The 19447-nt window shown below is 73.7% G+C and carries 13 protein-coding genes; 8 read left to right on the top strand and 5 right to left on the bottom strand.

What is annotated here, in order from left to right; all coding sequences use genetic code 11:
- The first annotated feature begins 24 nt into the window (after nucleotides 1–24).
- Entirely contained in the window at nucleotides 25–1104 is a 1080-nt protein-coding gene (locus Drose_RS23380) for a serine protease (protein WP_260723443.1), read from the top strand.
- Between the two features lie 16 nt (nucleotides 1105–1120).
- Here Drose_RS23380 and Drose_RS23375 read toward each other — a convergent pair whose 3' ends face one another.
- The gene (locus tag Drose_RS23375) at nucleotides 1121–2053 is read right to left on the bottom strand and encodes a hypothetical protein (RefSeq protein ID WP_260723442.1); all 933 of its coding nucleotides are present in this window, start codon (nucleotides 2051–2053) and stop codon (nucleotides 1121–1123) included.
- A gap of 88 nt (nucleotides 2054–2141) precedes the next feature.
- Here Drose_RS23375 and Drose_RS23370 point away from each other — a divergent pair, with 88 nt between their 5' ends.
- The 7 genes from Drose_RS23370 to fxsT all read left to right on the top strand — a co-directional run bounded on the left by Drose_RS23370 (nucleotide 2142) and on the right by fxsT (nucleotide 14083).
- A complete protein-coding gene (locus Drose_RS23370) occupies nucleotides 2142–3116 on the top strand; it encodes an effector-associated domain EAD1-containing protein (protein ID WP_260723441.1) in 975 nt (324 codons plus the stop codon).
- Nucleotides 3103–4059 (top strand): AAA family ATPase, encoded by a 957-nt coding sequence (locus Drose_RS23365; protein ID WP_260723440.1) that lies wholly within the window; start codon nucleotides 3103–3105, stop codon nucleotides 4057–4059. Before Drose_RS23370 ends, Drose_RS23365 begins: the two co-directional genes overlap by 14 nt.
- Nucleotides 4056–5297 (top strand): VWA domain-containing protein, encoded by a 1242-nt coding sequence (locus Drose_RS23360; protein WP_260723439.1) that lies wholly within the window; start codon nucleotides 4056–4058, stop codon nucleotides 5295–5297. The genes Drose_RS23365 and Drose_RS23360 overlap by 4 nt, the downstream gene beginning before the upstream one ends.
- Complete coding sequence (locus Drose_RS23355) at nucleotides 5294–7099, top strand: VMAP-C domain-containing protein (protein WP_260723438.1); 1806 nt, start codon at nucleotides 5294–5296, stop codon at nucleotides 7097–7099. The genes Drose_RS23360 and Drose_RS23355 overlap by 4 nt, the downstream gene beginning before the upstream one ends.
- 135 nt (nucleotides 7100–7234) lie before the next feature.
- The gene (locus Drose_RS23350) at nucleotides 7235–8665 is read left to right on the top strand and encodes a VMAP-C domain-containing protein (RefSeq protein ID WP_260723437.1); all 1431 of its coding nucleotides are present in this window, start codon (nucleotides 7235–7237) and stop codon (nucleotides 8663–8665) included.
- Between the two features lie 40 nt (nucleotides 8666–8705).
- Nucleotides 8706–9722, top strand: a complete 1017-nt coding sequence (locus Drose_RS23345) for an AAA family ATPase (RefSeq protein ID WP_260723436.1) — start codon at nucleotides 8706–8708, stop codon at nucleotides 9720–9722.
- An 11-nt stretch (nucleotides 9723–9733) separates the two neighbouring features.
- Nucleotides 9734–14083: an FxSxx-COOH system tetratricopeptide repeat protein gene (gene fxsT / locus Drose_RS23340; RefSeq protein WP_260723435.1), complete on the top strand. Its 4350-nt coding sequence runs from the start codon at nucleotides 9734–9736 to the stop codon at nucleotides 14081–14083.
- Here the strand turns inward: fxsT and Drose_RS38810 are convergent.
- The 4 genes from Drose_RS38810 to Drose_RS23320 form a co-directional block, all read right to left on the bottom strand.
- Nucleotides 14044–15810: an HEXXH motif domain-containing protein gene (locus tag Drose_RS38810; protein ID WP_313899927.1), complete on the bottom strand. Its 1767-nt coding sequence runs from the start codon at nucleotides 15808–15810 to the stop codon at nucleotides 14044–14046. The genes fxsT and Drose_RS38810 overlap by 40 nt on opposite strands.
- On the bottom strand, nucleotides 15807–16949 hold the full coding sequence (locus Drose_RS23330; RefSeq protein ID WP_260723434.1) for an FxsB family cyclophane-forming radical SAM/SPASM peptide maturase: 1143 nt from the start codon (nucleotides 16947–16949) through the stop codon (nucleotides 15807–15809). The genes Drose_RS38810 and Drose_RS23330 overlap by 4 nt, the downstream gene beginning before the upstream one ends.
- Before the next feature lie 16 nt (nucleotides 16950–16965).
- Nucleotides 16966–17142 (bottom strand): FxSxx-COOH cyclophane-containing RiPP peptide, encoded by a 177-nt coding sequence (gene fxsA, locus Drose_RS23325; RefSeq protein ID WP_260723433.1) that lies wholly within the window; start codon nucleotides 17140–17142, stop codon nucleotides 16966–16968.
- Nucleotides 17143–17402: 260 nt separating this feature from the next.
- Nucleotides 17403–19328: an Hsp70 family protein gene (locus Drose_RS23320; RefSeq protein WP_260723432.1), complete on the bottom strand. Its 1926-nt coding sequence runs from the start codon at nucleotides 19326–19328 to the stop codon at nucleotides 17403–17405.
- Between the last annotated feature and the right edge of the window lie 119 nt (nucleotides 19329–19447).

The following is a 19447-nucleotide window of genomic DNA, read 5'->3' as shown; positions in this document are numbered from 1 at the left end:
ACCGGATCCCGTACCATCGCCGCTGTGGACGCGCTGCCGGGGTCGCTGCGGGCGGAGCTGATCACGCGGCTGGCGCAGGCGTACACCGGCCGCACCGAGCTCGAACTGGCCCTGCTCGCCGAGGACGTCAGCATCGACGAGTTCTCCACGCGGTTCGACCCGCCGGCCACCGTCCTCACCGAGCTGTTCAAGCGCGGTGACGGCGCATGGCAGCGGCGCATCGCCGCGGCGCTGGTCGCCAACCGGCCCCGGCACGAGGCGTTGCGGTCCTGGGCCGCCGAGCACGGGCTGTCGGCGCCGCCGGATCCGGTCGGGTCGCCGGCCGCCCGGGAGCGCACCGTGCGCGAGGGCGAGCCGCGGGTCGACGTGGACACCTACATCACCGGGCTGCACGCGCTGCCCCCACGGGTGTGCCGGATCCAGCTCGTCGGTGCGCAGGTCGAGCCGCTGGGCACCGGCTTCCTGATCGGGCCGGATCTGTGCCTCACCAACCAGCACGTCGTGGCGCGGGTGATCGACGGCGACCGCCGCCCGGACGAGGTGCGGTTGCTGTTCGACCACTACGTCGTCGGGAACCTGTCCCGGCCCGGGGTCCTGTTCGAGCTCGCCGACGACTGGCTCGTGGCGTCGGCGCCGAGCAGCCCGGTCGACAACCTGGTCGACCCGCACCGCGTTCCCGACCCGACGCAGGCCGACGTCGCCGTCCTCCGGGTCCGGGACAGGCCCGGCGAGACGCTGCTGACCGGCCGCGACGGGGTCACCGCCCCGCGGGGCTGGTTCACCGACCGCCGCCGGGACCCGCTGCCCGACCAGGCGTCGCTGCAGATCCTGCAGCACGCGGGCGACGAGGCGCTCAAGACCGCGTTCGGCCAGGCGCTGGGGTTCAACGGCAACCGCACCCGGCTGCGTCACGGGATCAACACGGCGCCCGGCTCCTCCGGCGCGCCGATCATCGACAGCCTCCGCCGGTTGGTCGCGATCCATCTCGCCGGCGACCCGGACCGCGCGTCCGGCCGGCCGGCGCGGTTCAACGTCGCCGTGCCGATCGAGGCGGTCCGGGTCGCGCTGGCCGGTCAGCAGGTGGACGCCGAGATCCTGCGGTGACGGCCGCGGCGGCCGGTCAGCACTTCGCCACCGCGGACAGGGACGCGATCTGGACCAGCGGCACCACGGCCACCTCCCCGTCGCCGGCGCGTCTGAGCCGGATGCCGTCCGGTCCCTTGGCGACCAGCAGGGTGCCGCACAGCCGCGCTCCGTCGGTCCGGGTCACCTGCACCGGAGCGCTCGCCGGCTCCCGGACCGGCAGGAACCACAGCAGGCCGAGGGCGACCGCCAGCGCGCCCAGTGAGCCGATCGCGGCATGGACCGCCCACCGCAGCGCCGTGGCCGCCGCGGCGGGTTCCCGGCGCCGTCGCGCGTACCAGTTGCGCAGCTCGACGTCGTCGCCGACCGGCTGGGCGACCGGCCAGCCGTACGCGACCCGATAGGCCCGGATCACCGCGAAGCCGGCGGCGCCGAGGGCCGCCAGCACGGCGACCCCGACCAGGACACGGCCCCAACCGGGCAACGCGGTCAGCGCGTCACGACCGACGACGGCGCCCGTGATGCCGAAGATGCCGTAGACCGCGGTGATGCCGGCGATCCACTTCTCCGCACCGCCGCGCAGGGTGGCCAGTTCGTCGCCGGTGGCCAGCCGGAGGGCGTCCGCGGCCTCGACGAGGTCGACGTCGTCGGCGGTGGTCAGGGTGTAGCCGTCGGCGCCGAGGACGGCCCGGACGGCCCAGGTGCGGCCGCAGCCCGCGTCCGGGGTGTCGCCCGGCCGGCCCTCGTGGGCCTGCCGGCACCGGCAGCCGACCGTGGCGGTGCGGGACCTGGGCCGGACGTGCGACTCGTACGCCACCACGGAAAGGGGCACCGTGGTGGCCGACTCGTGACGACAGGCGGGGCACAGCCCCGTCAGCCGGAGGTCGCCGTCCAACTCGCGGACGGACCAGTCCAGCAACTGCTCGTCGCGGATCGTCATCCGTTCCGCTGAATACAACAGGCTGCTCATGTCGCGTATCCTCAGCGCTACCACGTTCGGTTGGCAATCCGGGAAGGAGCCAGGCATCTCCGGCTACGACTCCGGCTATGACGAGGTCATGACTGGCCGATCGAGAGCCGAGCTGATCCGGGGGCTGGCGACGGCATACCGGAACCTGACGGAGCTCGAGCTCGCCCTGCTCGACGCGGGGGAGACCGCCGACCTCACCGGGATCGGCCGCGACGCCTCGATGCTCGAAATCGTCAACCACCTGTTCAAGCAGGGCGACACCGCCTGGCAGCGCACAGTCGCGACGAAGCTGATCGAGCGGCTGCCGAACCGTGAGGATCTGCAACGCCTCGTCGCCAGGCTCGGTCCGGCGGTCCGGCGGCCGCCGCCCGTACACGTCCCGGAGCAACGCCAGCCGGTCGAGGCGAGGCTGTTCAAGGTCTCCGACTTCGACCTCTCCGACGTGCGGGCCGACCTGCAGGACGCCTTCCCCACGACCAGGAAGGTCCTGGGCTTCGCGATCCCCACCGACGAGGTGATCGTGGCGACCACGATGTGCGAGTTCCTGTGCGACACCCAGCCGCCCATGGAGGATCGCGACCCCATCAACCTCCACCCGATGTCCGGCGACGTGGTGCACCGGATCGAGCAGGTCCGCAACTACGAGTACGAGCTGCACGCCACCGGCATCACCCTGCCCGTCCTGATCATGGAGACGCCGGCGGACGTGGTCCGGCAGTTCTGGGACGGGCTCGGCGACGCGCTGTCCCACGTGCGCTGCCCGCTGGTCCTGCTGTTCATCCGGGGTGTGCACGCCGGCCTGCCGCCCGGGGTGATCGAGATCAGCGGTCCGTCGATGCGGTCCGGCCACGTCCGCGACCTGGTCCGCCGGGCCGCCGACGAGCTCTCGCTCACCCGGCAGACCGCCGAGGAATGGGCGGCGTGGATCATGCGCGGCCAGGGTGAACGGCTCGACGTCCGGGTCACCATGGACCGGATCCGCGCCAGCCTGAAACACGCCCAGTCGAAACCGGCCGAGTTCGTCGGCTGGCTCGCGAACAGGAACGGCAATGGTCAATCGTGAGTTCGACCGATCGATCCGATACGACAGTTCGGCGGCGCGGCCGGACGAGCGGCAGGTCGAGCCGGCCGGCGGGCGGCCGGCCGAGAAGGACTTCACGCCGGTGCTCAAGAAGCGCGAGCCGTACCTGGCGTCGGCGGAGCTCGAAGACGCGGTGAACATCGCGATCGGGCTCGGCCGGCCGCTGCTGCTGCAGGGCGAGCCCGGCTCGGGCAAGACCCGGCTGGCGCACGCGGTGGCCTACGCGTTCGGCATGCCGCTGGAGGAGGCGCACGTCAAGTCGACCAGTCGCGGCCAGGACCTGCTCTACACGTACGACATGATGGGCCGGCTCAACGACGTGCGACTGGGCCGGGAGCGCGACCCCTCCTCCTACCTGACGCTCGGCCCGCTCGGCACCGCCATCGTCCGGGCCGAGTTCGGCCGGCGCTCGGTCGTGCTGATCGACGAGATCGACAAGGCCGACCTCGACTTCCCCAACGACCTGCTGCGCGAGCTGGACGAGCTGACGTTCACCGTCCCGGCGGAGATGGGCGGCGGGCGGCACACGGCGCTGGACCGCCCCGAGCTCCGGCCGATCGTGATCATCACGCACAACGAGGAGAAGACGCTGCCGGACGCGTTCCTGCGGCGCTGCATCTACCACTACATCGCGTTTCCGTCCGCCCGGCAGCTCGACGACATCCTGGCGCTGCACGACCTGGCCACCCCGGAGGTCCGGCAGGCCGGCATCGCGCTGGTCGAGGACCTCAGGCGCCGCCAGCTCGCGAAGAACCCCGGACTGAGCGAGCTGATGGACTGGGTGCGGTACACGCAGGAGCGCGGGCAGCCCACCGACACCGCCGCATCGGTGGTACCGCATGCCGGCGCCCTCATCAAGCTCCGCGCGGACCAGCAACGGGTGGCGCGCGGGCGCGCCGGCGAGCACCGGCCCGTCTCGGGATGATCCGGCCCGCCCGCCTCCCGTCCTTCCTCGAGGAGGTGGTCGTCCAGCTACGTCACCACCGTGTGCGGATCGGCGTCGACGACCTGCGCGACCTGCGGGCCTGTCTGCGCAACGGCCACGGTCTCAGGTCGGAGGGGGCGCTGCGCGATCTGTGCGTGGCGCTGTGGGCGAAGTCCGCCGCCGAGGCGAGCATCGTCCGCACGGTGTTCGCGCGGGTCGCGACGGTGCCGCGGTGGACGCTTCCCGCCGACACGCCGCCGGCGACCGGCGACACGGCGCCGGTGCACGACGCGACACCGGCCGATCGAGCGGCGGCCTCCGGCGTCCCGGCGACGGCGACCGCGCAGGCCGACGGCGCGGCGCCGACCCCCGCGCCGATGGTCGTCGTGCCACCCGAACGACCGGCGTCCGAGTCGATGGAGGTCCGGCTGACCCGGGCGCTGCCGCTGACCCCGGTGCCGATCGCGGACGGCGACGATTCGCTGCTGCTGGTCGCCGAACATCCCACGACCGAGCGGCAGATCGCGCAGGCCTGGCGCCGCCTGGCCCGGCGGCGGCGGGAGGGCCCGCGGGTGGAGCTGGACATCGCCGGCACGGTCGCGCGGTACCTCCGGTACGGCTGGGAGTCGTCACCGGAACTGGTCTCCGTCCGCCGGAACACCGCGACGCTCGTGGTGCTGGTCGACCGCAACGGCTCGATGGTGCCCTACCACGACTATGTCGACCACGTCGTCGAGTCGATCGCGCGCGCCGGTGGGCTGGCCCGGCTGACCACCGCCTACTTCCACGACCTGCCCGCGGCCCGGGTCGACCGGTCCGCCCTCGGCGGGCTCCCGTCGGCGTTCCGGCCCGACCTCGACCCGATCGTCGAGGACATCCCGCCGCTCACCGACGCCCGGGTCTACGCCGACCCGCGGCTGGTCAGGCCGTTGAGCCTGCGGACGGTGCTGCACGACGAGCCGCCGGGCACGGCGGTGGTGATCATCAGCGACGCCGGCGCGGCCAGGGGCGGGTTCAACCTCTTGCGCCAGCACGACACGGTGGCCCTGGGCAAGCTGCTGGCCGGACCGGCCGTGCCCGTGGTGTGGCTCAACCCGGCACCCGAGCGCCGCTGGGCGCTGAGCGACGCGGGCCGGATCAGCCGGTACGTGCCGATGTTCCCGCTCACCCTGGACGGCATGAACGACGCCGTCGACGTCCTGCGGGGACACCCGGCCACCGTGGAGCGTCCACTGTGAACGGCGCGGACCAGCTACAGACCGTGGCCGACGGGCTGGCCGCCCTGCGTGATCGGCTGCCCGACCGGTTGATCGAGCTGGCGTACCACGCGGCGGTGCCGGTCGCCGTCGACCCCGGCTTCGTCCACCTGCTCCGGCTCAACTTCTTCGACCCGGCCGGTGGCGACGGGTCCGCGCCGGGCGACCGGCTGGACTACGACGACGAGGCCGAGTTCCTGCTGTCGCCGGTGTGCCGTGCCTACGGCGACGACCTCTACGAGATCGAGCCCCACCTGCGCAACGTGCTGCTGCTCGGCCTCGCCGAGCGGTTCGGCGCGCAACGGGTGGTCCGGGTCGCCCGGCTGCTGCTCGGCTACACCGCCCGGCACCGGCAGTGGCAGGCCAACCCGCCGTTCAAGCACGCCCAGGAGCTCACCGCCTGGCTGATCACGGATCCGGAGGCCGCTCAGGCCGCCTTCTCGGCCGCCGCCGACACCACGGAGCCGAACCGGCTGCCGAACGAGTGGTACCTGGCGATGCGCACACGCATCGACCGCCGGGTCGACCACGCGGGGGGCTTCCAGGTCGCGATCGACTGGGCCCGGTCCGCGTTGGCCGGCGACGCCGGGTCCGGCGCCGGCGGCGTGGCCGCGACCAACCTGCTCGGCGAGTTGGCGCGGTTGCCGGGTGCTCACCCGGACCGGGTCGTCGCGGTGCTGGAGACGGTGTCGGACGGAGCGGCCGGGGAAGCCGCCCGGCGCACCCTGCGCCGGCTGCGGCCGGACGCCGCGTCCGGCCGGCCGGACCCCGACGCGCCGGACACGACGCTCGGCGCGGCCGCCGCCCTGCTCGACATCGCGTCGCTGCGGCTGCCGGTGGCCGATCGGCGCCGGTTGAGCGCCGCCCTCACGCCCACGGACCGGTCCGGAACGCTGACCGCGGACGCCGAGGTGATCCTGGTGGACGTCGCGGACGCCGAGGCGGCACCGGCCGGCCACGTCACCGACGAGCAGCTCCGGCGGGCCGTCGACCGGCTGGCGCACCTGTCGTCGGCGCCGTCCGACCGCGCGGTCCACCGCGCGCTGGCCCGCAGCGGCGGATCCCTCGAGAAGCAGTTCGACCTGTGCGAGGAGTCCGCCGCGGCGGAGCGCGGCCGGCGCTCGTACGTCATCGTCGTGGTCGCGCCGGCACGGCAGAGCGGCCGCTACCGGGCGTCGATCTCCGTGCAGCGCGGCGTCGACCGGCCGCGGGTCTTCGCCACCGCGCAGGATCGCGATCCGTCGGGGCTCGCCGGCATGATCGAGGCGGCCGTCGAGGCCACGCTGGAGACACCGGCCGACGACGCCGGCCTGTCGATCGAGTTCGTCCTGCCGGACGAGCTCCTGCCGCGTCCTGTGGACCGGTGGGTCAGCGGGCTGGCCGTCCGCCATCCGGTCGTCGTCCGCAGCCTGGCGCACGCGACCGGCGCCTCCCTCCAGGTCCGGCGGGTGTACCGGGACCGGTGGCGGCAACTCGTGCGCGAGGGGCACCTGCGTGACGTCGCGGTGCCGATGCCGGCCGGGCCGGTCCTGGAGCCGCGGGTGTGGGCGCTGCGCACGCCGTTTGCCCTGTGGTCGCGCGAGCCGGTCGAGCCGGCGCTGCTCTCGCAGGTGGTGGAGCTGTACGGCCCGGCCCGGCTGCCCGACGCCGTGCTGGAGCTGCGCAGGCAGAGCCGGGCGAGTCCGGACCTCGACCACCTCGGCCGTCACCTGAGCCTGCTGTGGGACGACCCGTTCCGGCCGCTCGGCGCCCTGACCGCGGACCACACAGGCGATCCCGGCTGACGGAACCACCGATCGGCCGTTCAGGCGGCCCGAGTGGGTGAGCCGGGCAAACCATCGAGCGTTTACCATGAATGTCGCTCACGCAAGGCTGATGACGCAAGCACGGTCTGCCATGATCCTGGGGGGTCACCGCTGTTGCCTAACGCCGCGGCACGACTGTGCGACGAGTTGCTCGGCATCGCACCGTTGCAGCTCCGGCCGACCCGTGACCATGTCGTGCACCTGTTGTTCCGGAGGCTGCCCGCCGAACCGCGCGTGAAGCGCTCGGACGACCCGCGCACGGACCTCACGGCCGTCGTCGCCGCCTGCCTGGAGCAGCGCGGGGCACTGCGTGACCTCATCGAGATCGTCGGCCGGTTCGCACCGGGTGACCCGGCACTCGACCGGCTGACCCGCATGACCGACTTCCTGTTCCCGGACGAGCTGCTGACCCGTGCCGAGCGCGGCGAGCTGCTCGCCGTCCTCGGCGACGCGAACCGCGCCGTGGTGGTGTCGGCGTACCGGGACAGTGTGCCGCTGGACGCCCACCTTCCCGGCGCCGGTGAGACCGCCGACCTCGTGACGCGGCTGGAGTCGCTCGTGGGCATCGAGGGCCGGCCGCCACCGCTGCTGGCGTTCGTCATGGGCGTGGCGCGGCAGCTCGATCCCGCCGTGGCGGGACGGCTCCGCGACTGGACGGGCGCGGTCGGGCGCCGGCTGCGGCTCGACCCGGACGTGCTCGGCAGCCGTCCGGAGGCCGGTGACCCGTCCGGCGACACCGCACTCCACCTGATCGTGATCGTCCGGCCCGACGCGATGTCCGACGATCAGTACCTGCTGTCGGTGTGGCTCCAGCACGGCAGCCGGGCCGAGCGCCCGCTGATGATGGACGACCGGCTGCGGTCGGTCGGTGAGGTCGCCACCGCCCTGCGGACCGCGCTGGACACCGCCGCCAAGGAGAGCGACGCGCCGCTGACGGTCGAGATGGTGCTGCCCCGGGCGTTGCTGAACGAGCCCGTCGACCAATGGCCCTCCGGGGCCGTGCCGCGCGGGCTGGGCATCCGGCACACCGTCGTCGTGCGCAGCCTCGACCGGCTCCGGCTGCCGCAGACGAGCATCGACGCGTGGCACCACCGCTGGCGGCTGCTCGCCGGGGCGGGGGACCGGCTGCCGAGCTCGGCGGTCGAGGTCTCGGCACCGGCCGGGCCGCGACAGTGGCAGGAGGACCACGCGCCGGACGGCACCGGCGGTCCGGTGGTGCTGGCCCTCGACGCGCCGCTGCCGGACGCCGGACGCCTCCAGAACGACGTGTTCACCGCCGCGATCCGCGCCGGGGTGCCGGCGCTGGTCTGGAGCCGCCACCCGGCGCTCAGCCCGGCACTGCTCGACACGGTGCTGGCGCTCGCCCGCCGGGTCGGTGTCGCCCAGCTTCCGGCGGAGGTCCGGCGCATCCGGGTGCGCGCGGCGGCGGTCGAGCCGGGCCCTGCCGTCGACGAGGACCTCGGTCGTCATCTGGCACTGGTCTGGGACGACGCCGATCGCATCCCCGTCGAGTTCCGCGCACCACCGTTCCGCGCGCCCCGATGAGCGATGTTCCGAGCCCCAGGAAGACCGGAGGAGCAGTACCGTGACCCAGCCCGCTGACTGGCGTGTGTATCGCGGCACCGGTGACCAGCACGACGGCCTCGACCGCCTGCCCGCGCCCCCGCCATGGCGCCGGTTCGACGGTGCGCCGCCGGCGGTCGAGCCGGCGCCGCAGCAGGCGGCACCGTCGTTGCCGCCGGGACTGGTCGACCGGGCGAAGACCTACCGGCCGAGCCCCGAGGTGGTCGACGCCGTCAACGCCGCGATGGTGCTGCGCCGACCGCTGCTGGTGACGGGCCGACCCGGCACCGGCAAGTCGTCGCTGGCCCTGAGCATCGCCCACGAGCTCGGTCTGGGCCAGGTCCTGCACTGGCCGGTCACCAGCCGCAGCCAGCTACAGGACGCGCTGTACCGCTACGACGCGATCGGCCGGCTGCAGGAGACCAACCTCTACCGGACCGACGCCGCCGGCTCGGTCCTGCCGATCGGCCGCTACCTGCGCCTCGGTCCGCTGGGCACCGCGCTGCTGCCCCGCCGCCGGCCGCGGGTCCTGCTCGTCGACGAGCTCGACAAGAGCGACATGGACCTGCCCAACGACCTGCTGAACGTGTTCGAGGAAGGACAGTTCGAGATCCCCGAGCTGGCCAGGCTGGTCGACACGACCAGCGTGGAGGTCGGCACCGCGGATCCGGGTGAGACCGCGACCGTGGAGAACGGCATCGTCCGCTGCCATGAGTTCCCCATCGTGGTGATCACCAACAATTCCGAGCGGGAGTTCCCGTCGGCGTTCCTGCGGCGGTGCCTGCGCATCAACGTCCAGCCGCCGGACAACGAGACACTGACGATGATCGTGCAGGCGCAGCTCGGTGCCGAGGCGACGGCCGCGGCCCACGAGGTCATCGCCAGGTTCCGGGCACTGCGCCGGGAGTCGGAACTGGCGACCGACCAGCTCCTCAACGCCATCTACCTGACGACGTCCGTCGACACGGCCGATCCGGCGACCATGAGTCGTCTGGTCGACGGTGTCCTCACGCCGCTGACCTGGAACCCGCCGATCTGATGCTCGACTGGTTGATCAAGCAACTGGTCACGATCGACCCAGCGCTGACCGCTCGTGACATCGCCGACGTGCTCTGGCTCGCCCAGCACCTGAGTGCCGCACCGGAGGCCGGCGCCGGGCTGCCCGCGCCACCCGGCACGGAGGAGCGGGACGGTGCCGGGCCGCCGGAGGACACGACCCCCGCGGACCGCGCCGCCGGCCCGGCGGACCTGCCGCCGGTGGACGAGGGGCCGTCCGAGCCGGGGGACGGCTTGCGGCAGCAGGACGACCGGCAGGCGCCGCCGGCGGCCGACGGGGAGCCGCCGGAGACCCTGGCGGCCCCTTCGTCGGTCGAGGTGCGCCTGCCGCCGGTGCTCGGGCGGCTGGGGGAGAGCCCGGGGGAGCCCATCCGGCTGCCGACGGTGGCGGCACTGCCGGACGCTCAGGGGCTGGCCCGGGCGTTGCGGCCGCTGCGGCTGCGCCAGCCGTCACGATCCGACCGGGTGCTCGACGAGTGGCTGACGGTGGACCGCACCGCGCGGACCCGGATCGTCCTCCCGGTGGTCCGGCCCCGAGCCGAGCAGCGACTCCAGCTCACCGTGCTGTTCGACGTCGGCACCACGATGTGGATGTGGCCGGACACCGTGGCCGAGCTGGTGGCTCTGTTCCGCCGTTCCGCCGCGTTCCGCCGCGTCGAGTTGCGGTTCATGGACCCGGGGCGGCCCGGCCCGGTCAGGTTCGCCACCGCGGCGACCGAGCCGCCGGCCTTGCGGAGCCCGGCGTCGCTGCTCGACCCCGCCGGTGAGACGGCGGTGATCGTGTTCAGCGACTGCCTGGGCGAGGCCTGGGCGGACGGCCGGATGTCCGCGGTGCTGGCGCGGTTGGCCACGACCGCGCCCGTGGCCATCATCCACTCGCTGCCCCAGCGCGTCTGGGGTCGTGGCCGAATTCCCGTCTCCCAACTCGAGTTCCACTCGGCGGCGCCGGCGACACCGGCCGCCCGGGTGGGCTTCCGCGACCTGGACCTCGAGTCCGTCGATCCGGCGGCCGGTCCACCTCGGCGCGCCGCGATCCCGCTGTTCGAGTTCAGCGCCCGGGGACTGGGCGCGTGGGCGCGGCTGGTCGGCGGGAGCGGGCAGCGGGTGCGCGCCGCGGCCTTCTACGCCGACGGCTCGACGCTGAGCCCCATCGAGGCGGTGCCGCCGCTGCCCCCGTCGCGGGAGGAGCGGCTCGCGCAGGCCCGCCTGCTGCCGTCGCAGACCTTCAAGCTCGCCACCCACCTTGCCGCCGTGCCGCTGCGGAAACCGATCATCCGGCTCATGCACCGGATCGTGGTGCCCGACGCGCCGCCGACGGCGCTGGCCGAGATCGTGGCGAGCGGGCTGCTCGAGCCGCAGCGGGTCGCCGAGCGCGGCCACCCGTTCGACGTCGAATACCACATGGACCCGGTGATCCGGGCCGAGCTGGTCTTCGGCCTCGCCCGGAGCACGCGGCGGGAGATCGTCGAGATCATCTTCAACTACTTCCAGGCGAACGAGGGCTCGCCGCTGGACTTCCTCGCCTTCGTGAGCGCCCCCGAACTCGCGGCGTCGTCGGACGCGCCGGTGCTCGCGCGGCTGAACGCCGACTTTCTGCGCGGCCTCGGCGGCCAGTACGCGAAGGCCGTCGCCGACTGGGAGCACCGGGTGCGGATCGCCCGGGCGACGGTGGCCCGGGAGACCGCGGCCGAACCGGTCGCGTCCGGCCTCGACGTTGCCTCCCCACGAACGGCCCCGGCGAGGGACGATAGAGGCATCGACCGCGACGAGCATGTGGGGGGCGACGTGATCGGGCACGGCCTCGAGGGACAACCAGTGGAAGGTCACCTCCGGAAGATCCCGGCGGTGTGGGGTGGGGTGCCGCCGAAGAACCCCAACTTCACCGGTCGTGAGACGCTGCTCGAGCAGCTCCACGACCAGCTCGCCGTCTCGGTCACCGCCGTGCTGCCCAACGCGTTGCACGGCCTCGGCGGCGTCGGCAAGACCCAGCTCGCCACCGAGTACGCCTACCGGTACCGCGCCGAATACGACCTGGTCTGGTGGGTTCCGGCGCACGAGGCGTCGGCGATCCGCGACGCCCTGGTCCGCCTCGCCGAGCGGCTGGGCCTCTCGACCGTCGACCGGGCCGCCGCGGTCCACAACGTGCTCGAGGCGCTGCGCAGGGGCGAGCCGTACAGTCGCTGGTTGCTGGTCTACGACAACGCCGACGACATCGCGACGGTCGACGACTACCTTCCCATGCCGACGCACCATGTGCTGATCACGTCGCGGGACATCGGGTGGGCGAACCGCGGTCCGGTGATCGAGGTGGACGTGTTCACCCGCGAGGAGAGCGTCCGCATGCTGCTGCGCCGCGCACCCACCCTGGGCCGCGAGGACGCCGACGAGATCGCCGAGGAGCTCGGCGATCTTCCGTTGGCGCTCGAACAGGCGGCGGCCTGGCACGAGGGCAGCGCGATGCCCGGCGGCGAATACCTGCAGTTGTTCCGCGAACATCGCGAGCGGCTGCTGCAACAGCACGCGTCCGGGCACTACGCGATGCCGGTCGCGGTGACCTGGCGGGTCTCGATCGAACGGCTCAACCGCACCTCGCCCGCCGCGGCGCAGCTCATGGAGCTGATGGCGTACTTCAGCCCGGAGCCGATCTCGGTGGACATGCTCGCCCGCGGCAGCGGCGACGACGTGCCCGCGCCGCTGCGCGACGCGCTGGGCGACCCGGTGTTGCGGAACACGACGGTGCAAGAGGTCATCCGGTACGGTCTCGCCCGGCTCGACCCGGTGAACCGGGCACTCGTGGTGCACCGGCTCGTGCAGGCCGTCATCCGGGACGAGACGGAGCCCGGCCGCCGGCGCGAACTGCGGCAGGCCAGGGCGGGCATTCTCGCCCGGGCGACCCCCGGCTTCCCGGACCGGGCCAGCACGTGGCGCCGGCACAGCGAGCTGGCACCGCACGTGCTGTACGCGCTCGACGACGGCATACTCGAGGACGACCACCCGGACGTCCGCGAGCTGCTGCTGCAGCAGATCCGCTTCAAGTACCAGCGGGGGGAGTACGAGTCGAGCCGGGAACTGGCCGAACGGGTCTGCCGCGCCTGGGAGCGGCGGCTCGGCCCGCCGGAGCAGTGGGACGAGCCGAAGCTGCTGGCCGACCGGTACCTCGCCAACGCCCTGCGGTCCGTCGGTGACGCCGACGCGGCCCGCGAGCTCAACCAGCGGACCTACCACCTGCTCCTCACCGGGGAGCGGTTCGGCCCCGACCACCCCTACGTCCTGCTCGTGGGTCTGAGCGTCGGTGCCGACCTGCGGAACAGCGGCGACTTGCACGCGGCGCGCGACCACGACACCCAGAATCTGGAGCGCATCCGGCGGCAGGAACCCATCCGGGCGAACCTGCTGAACCTGGCCCGCGCGCTCAACAACCTCGCCATCGACCACCGGTTGCTGTTCGAGTTCGACCGGGCGCTGGAGCTCGACCTGGAGGCCTTCCGGGTTCGCCAGGACTTCGTCGACGACAAGCTCGATCCGTTCGACTACGAGGTCAACGCCAACATCGTCCGCGACCTGTACGGCCTCGGCGAGTACCAGGACGCGCGGACCCGCCTGGAGGAGTACCTGCCGGGCCACCGTGCGACCGTCGGCGTCGAGAACCCGAACTATCTGCTCGCCCTGCGCACCCAGGCGATCCTCCTGCGCAAGCTCGGCGACTACGTCGAGTCACGCAGCATCGCCGAGGAGAACTACCGCAAGCACCGGATCCGGTTCGGGCCGAACCACGAGCACACCCTCTCCACGCAGATGACGCTGAGCAACACCCTGCGCGTCAACGGCGAGTACGCCGAGGCGGTGCGCCTCGGCGAGGCCGCGCTGCGCCACTACCGGGACCACTTCGCGCCGGACCACCCGTTCACCCTCATCTGCGCGATCAACCTCGCCATCGCGATGCGGCTCAACGGCGACGCCGAGGGGGCCCGGCGGCTCAACCTGGACACGATGGACCGGCTGCGGCGGCACGGCGCGCCCGAGGACCACCCGCCGCTGCTCTGCTGCGCCAACAACCTCGCCAACGACCTCACCGCGCTCGGCCGGCCGCTGGAGGCCCTGGAGCACTCGCGGCTGGCGGCCGATCGCTTCTACCAGCGGTACGGCGCGCACCCGTACGCCCTCGGCTGCCAGCACAATTACGCGCTCGACCTGATCGCGACGGGCGACCTCGCCGGCGGGACGGCGCTGCGCGACGAGGTCGGCCGGGCCCTGCGCGAGCACTCCTACCCCGAGCACCCGGAGCTGCTCGGGGCGCGTGAGGGCTACCGGTTCGAGCTCGACCTGGAGCCGCCGCCGATGTAGGCGTCGGCGAGCGGGGTGAGCCAGCGGGCGAGGTCGTGGACGGGTGCCGGTCGCCCGTCCCGCAAGAGGCACCGGTGCACGGCCTGGACGAGCTCGGGGCGGCGGCTCCAGATCGGCTCGGTGCTCGTCACGGCCAGGCCGCTCCAGGCGTCGAGGTCGTCCGGTGCCGTGGCGATCCGTTCGCCGTACCGCCGTGCCGCGGACAGCAGGTCGCCGGTCGCCAGTGCCAGGTCACCGTCCAGCAGGTCGGGCCACCGGCTGAAGGCCTCCTCCGGCCGGTCCCGCAAGCTGCCGACCCACGCGGCGTCCTTGGCGGCATGGGCGAGCAGCGCCGTGCGGCCGCTCTCGACGAACGGGTCGGTGGACTCGGCGAGCGTCGCCGCCGGTGTCGCGCCCGGCCGGTCGTGGCCCGCGGCCCAGCCCGCGGCCAGCTCGGCGACGGCGACCGGATCGGGCCGCAGATGCCGCAGCCGCCAGGCCAGCCGGTGCTCCTCGACGGCCCGGTGCGCCGCGGTCGCGGCGGGCTCGTCGACGTCGGCCTGCCCGTCGCGTGCCAGCGATCGGCGCAGGCCCGCCAGGAAGCGTTCGCCGGCCGGCAGGAGCCGTCCGGACCGCTCCAGCGTGTCGATCGCGGTGACCACCTGTTCCGCGGTACGGGCGAGCTCGAACCCGGTGCGCCCGCCGCGCTCGCCTTCACCGCGCCAGTACTCGAGAACACCGAGGAACGCGTACGCGCCGTGCAGGATTCCGTGCAGCGGCCGGGGATCACGACGCCACGGCGAGTAGTACCGCCGCGTGGAATCGGGCTCGATCAGCGGTACCAGATCGAGCAGCGCGTTCAAGGCCGCGTGGCGCAACTCGTGCGCGAGCGTGGCGGCGAATCCGGCCGGTCCGTCCGGCGGGGTGAGGACGATCGACCCGAAGGCGTGCCGGGATGTCGCGCTGAGGCCCCGGAGTCCTCCGCTGCCTTCGAGCGGCGTCACCGCCTTGAGCAGTGGCAGCAGGCCGGCCGCCGCCGGGCTGCGGGCGACCAGCCGCCGCTCGGCCGAGCGGTGCAGCCGGCTCCAGTCCGCGTGCTGCCGCGGGCCGAGGCGCGGGGTCGGCACCAGGCTGGCCGGCACCCGGTAGGCGTGCAGGTCGTCGAGCACCGCCCCGTCCGATCCGATCGGCCGCAGCGCGTGCCACCCGTCGCTGTCGGCGGCCCCGACCGGGATGCGGACCGTCCGGTCCGCGAAGCGCACCGAGGCGGGCTGCCCGGCCAGGACCGTCGCCGGTCCCGGCGACCCGCCCCACGCCGAGCCGAGCGTCGGCAGGTGCACGGTCCCGCCCGGCGCCGGCACCGTCACCGGCGTGCGCAGGCCGGACCGCACGGCCGCGGCCGCCGCGATGGCCTGTAACTGGCCGACGTGGCGCTCCGCGTCCTCGGCGCCGGTGGCGATCCGCTGCAGCGTGTGTGCCGCCCAGCTACCGACGTAGGGATAACCGACCACCGCGGCGAACGACGCCGGATCGGCGGCCTGTGCCTCCGCGAGTACCCCCAGCGCGTCGTCGATGCTCCCGCGCCGCCCCGGGAAGCGGTCGCGGGCGGCGTCGACCAGGCCGCGCACCAGCAGCAGGTGGCGGCTGAACTGGCCGGCGCGAAGGATCCCGCTCGCCGTGCCGTCGAACCGGCCGGCCGCGACCGCGTCGAACGTGCTCGCCGGCAGCCGGTGGACGGTGCCGATCACGACCGTCCCGCGGCCAGGCGGGCCAGGTCGGCGCCGACCCGGGCTCTGACGTGCGAGACGATCCGGTACAGGTCGGCGCAGTACACGGACGGGTTCCGGAACCCGGCACCGGCGCGGTACCGGTGCGGGTAGTACCCGCCGCCGCACACCCGGACGAGGTCGCATCGCCGGCAGGCCTCCGCGAGCCCCGCCACGCCTCCCTGCCTGGCCAGGATGTCGGGGTGGGTCAGGGCCGCGTCGAACCGGTGGTCGAAGACGTTGAGGCCGGTGACCGCGGCCCCCTCGAACGCCGAGCGCAACGTGTCGACCTGCTCGAGCGTGCCGTCACTCTCCACGACGAGGAGGGTCACCGGGCTCAGGCCGATCTGCTCGGTACGGCTGGCGCCGCCCAGGAGCGCGGACAGGATCTCCTCGAACAGCCGCACGCCGGTCTCCGGCCGCGGCGCGTCGTACCAGCGGTCGAACACGGCCGCCAGCCAGTCGCCGTAGGGGGTCTGCGCCTGGTCCGCCGTCCTGCCCGGCGGCGGGACGCTCCAGTTGCCGTGCGGGAGCAGGAAGTCCATGCGCGGCGGCTCGTGGGCCAGCAGCGCCTCGTAGGCCGCGACCGGGTCCTCGTCGAGGTCGACGACCGCAAGGAGCCCGGCGTAGAGCCGCCGGTTTTCGGGGCGGCGCAGCCGGCGCAGCGCGTCGGCGACGACGGCGTGGCTGCCACGGCCGTCCGGGAACCGCCGATGCCGGTCCTGGCCGCCGGGGGTGCCGTCGAGCGACACGCCGACGCGGACGCCGAGGTCGCGGAGCACGTCGAGCATCGCGTGGTCGAGCAGCGTGCCGTTGGTCTGCACGGTGATGTCCAGCGCCACGCCGGGCGGCAACGCCTGCCGGACCGCCGCGGCGACGTGCCGGACCGCGTCGGCGCCGGCGAGCAACGGTTCACCGCCGTGGAGGACGACCTCGACCGCGGGGAGCCGGTGGGCCGAGACGTGCTCGGCGATGCGGTACGCGGTGCGGTCGACGGTCTCCGGCGGCATGACCCGCGGCCGGCCCCGCCACGAACTGTCCGCCATCTCGTAGACGTAGCAGTAATCGCAGGCCAGGTTGCAGCGACTGTGCAGCTTGAGGACGAACTGCCGGAACGGCACCGGCACGAGTGTGGGGTCAGATCGCGCTCTGGAAGCCAGCAACCGGGTCACGTCCACTCACCACGTCGGCCATCACCCGCTCCAACGCGCGGGCGAGTATCGGCGATGCCTGCGTCACCTCGGTCAGCTCAAGTATGGGCACGTCAACAAGATTGAGAAGTTCAGATCTGTACTCGTCCGGCGCGTCGGTCATGCACGAACCTCCGGTCCTACAGCGCCAAGCCGGTATGTGGTCGACTGATCCGAGTGGACAAAACAGTTTCCGACGGCGCAGCATACCGCTCACCGAACGTGATCTTGTCTGTGGTGTCGACGCGGCGTGCCGTGTCTCGCGTGCACCGGCCATGATCGGTTCGTCCCCTCGGCGGCGGATACGCCCATATCATCACGACCACGGCACGCGCGTGCTGGATCCGGAAAAGCGGCCGGGGCGTGGGCGTGCGGGCGAAGCCGCTAGCGCGGCCTGACCGTCGCGGCGTCGATCAGGGCCAGCAGATCGGTCCAGTCCTCCACCAGTTGGGCCTGGTCGATCCGGGCCAGCCGGCGGCGGGCTCCGCGGCTGGTGACGTCCGCGGGATGCCTGCGCAGGACGGCGTCGACCCGGTCGATCGTGGAGTGCTCGCCGATCAGGTCGTCCGTGCCGGCCAGGCCGAGGAACACGGCGAGCTGTGCGCACAGGTCCCGGCAGCGGCAGACGAAGCTGGGCAGCCACCGGTCCGGCGGGCCGCTCAGGTGCTCGACGATCAGATCGAGGTTGTACCGCTGGTCGTCGGAGCCGACGGCGCGGACCTGCCACGGCGGTGTCGCGATGAGCGGGTCGGAGGCGTCGCGGGCCGCGTATCGGGCCAGCGCCGCCGTGTCGGGGAAGACGAGCAGGCGGCCTTCCTCGTCGGTCGGGAAGACGTGCTCGACCACACCGTAGCCGCCGTGGAGCTGACCGCGCAGGGTCACGCCCTCGTGCCGCGGGGTGGTGAGCTCGAGCAGCTCGACGATGGTGAGGGTGACCCCGGCCGGTGGCGGCGCGGCGACCGGCGGTGGCGGCCGGTGGGGCGCCGGCGGCTGGATCGGCCGCCAGGCGCCGGCCGGGCCTTGCTGGGCCGGGCCTTGCTGGGCAGGCGTCGGCGGCCACGGGCCGTGCGGCGCGGGCTGGGGGACCGCGGGCGGTGCCACCGGGTGCCACATCCCCGGCGGTGAGGCCGGTGCCGGCATCGGACCGGGGGAGGCGGGAGACGCCGGTGCGAGATACAGCCCGCCCGAGTGCTCGCCGCCCGAGAGCGGCACCGGGCCCGTCCACCCGGCGGGCAGCTCCGCGGGGCCCGGCCGGCCGGTCACCATCGGGTCGAGGCTGCCCGCGGCCACGACCAGCTCCGGCTGGTCGATGATCGTCGGCGGGATGTCCAGCGCGCGGTGCAGCATCGTCGCGACCAGCGGCATCCGGGTCGCCCCGCCGACCAGGATGACGGCGCCGAGCGGGCGCAGCGGCACCGGGCAGGCGGCCAGCGTGGCGCCGATCGCGTTGACGGTCCGCTGGATCAGCGGCGCGGCGAGCCGCTCCAGCTCGTCACGGGTGAGAAGCTGGTCGGTGTCGAGCAGCGGCAGGTACAGCGTGGCCGAGCTCGTCCGGGAGAGCATCTCCTTCGCGTTGCGGACGTCCTCCCACAACTGCCGCCGGGCGGCCCGGTCGGCGACGGTGGCGGGGTTGTCGAGCCGCGCCCACAGCTCGGGCGCGCCGGACCGGCTGCGCAGCAGGCCCACGATCGCGGCGTCGACGTCCTGGCCGCCGGTGTCGTCCAGCCCGGCGCTGCACAGCACCTCCATCCGCGCCGTCGCCGAGCCGGGGGAGTGCCGGACGACGGCGACGTCGAAGGTGCCGGCGCCCAGGTCGTACACGAGCAGGTCGGCCGGCTCGGCGCCGTGGCGGCGCAGGTGGAACGCGGCGGCGGCGACCGGCTCGGGGACCAGCCGCACGGCGCCGAGCCCGGCACCGGCCGCGGCCCGTTGCAGGGTGGCCCGCCGGGCGGCGCCCCAGGCGGCCGGATGGGTGACGGTGCTGCTGGTGACCGCCGCGCCGCCGATGCGCCGCGCCTCGGCCGCGACCCGGCGCAGCAGCGCGCCGAGCAGCGACTCCACCGCCACCTCGGCGCCGAGGAAGACGGTGCCGTCGTCGATGCGCCGCTTCGGATTGCCCTCGAAGCGCTCCGGCCGGGCCCGCGCGGCGTGCAGCGCGTCCCGGCCGACGAGCAGCTCGCCGCCGGGATCGGCGTGGACGGCGGACGGCAGCAGCGGCGCGCCGTCGAAGAGCACCGGCTCGATCGTGCCGTCGTCGCGGCGCAGAAACGCGACCGTGCTGGAAGTCCCGAGGTCGACGCCCAATTCCACCGCGCCCATCGAAGCCGTGCGGGCGGGCCGTGTCAAGCCGGTTCGTCCGGAGCGGGCGACTCCATGATCATGGGAACGATGTGGCTGTTGGGGTGGCCATATCTTTCCCATGATCATGG

Origin of the sequence: Dactylosporangium roseum, assembly GCF_025264685.1 — a bacterium.
GTDB classification, from domain to species: Bacteria; Actinomycetota; Actinomycetes; order Mycobacteriales; family Micromonosporaceae; genus Dactylosporangium; species Dactylosporangium roseum.
This window is presented reverse-complemented; position numbering and strand designations above follow the sequence as displayed.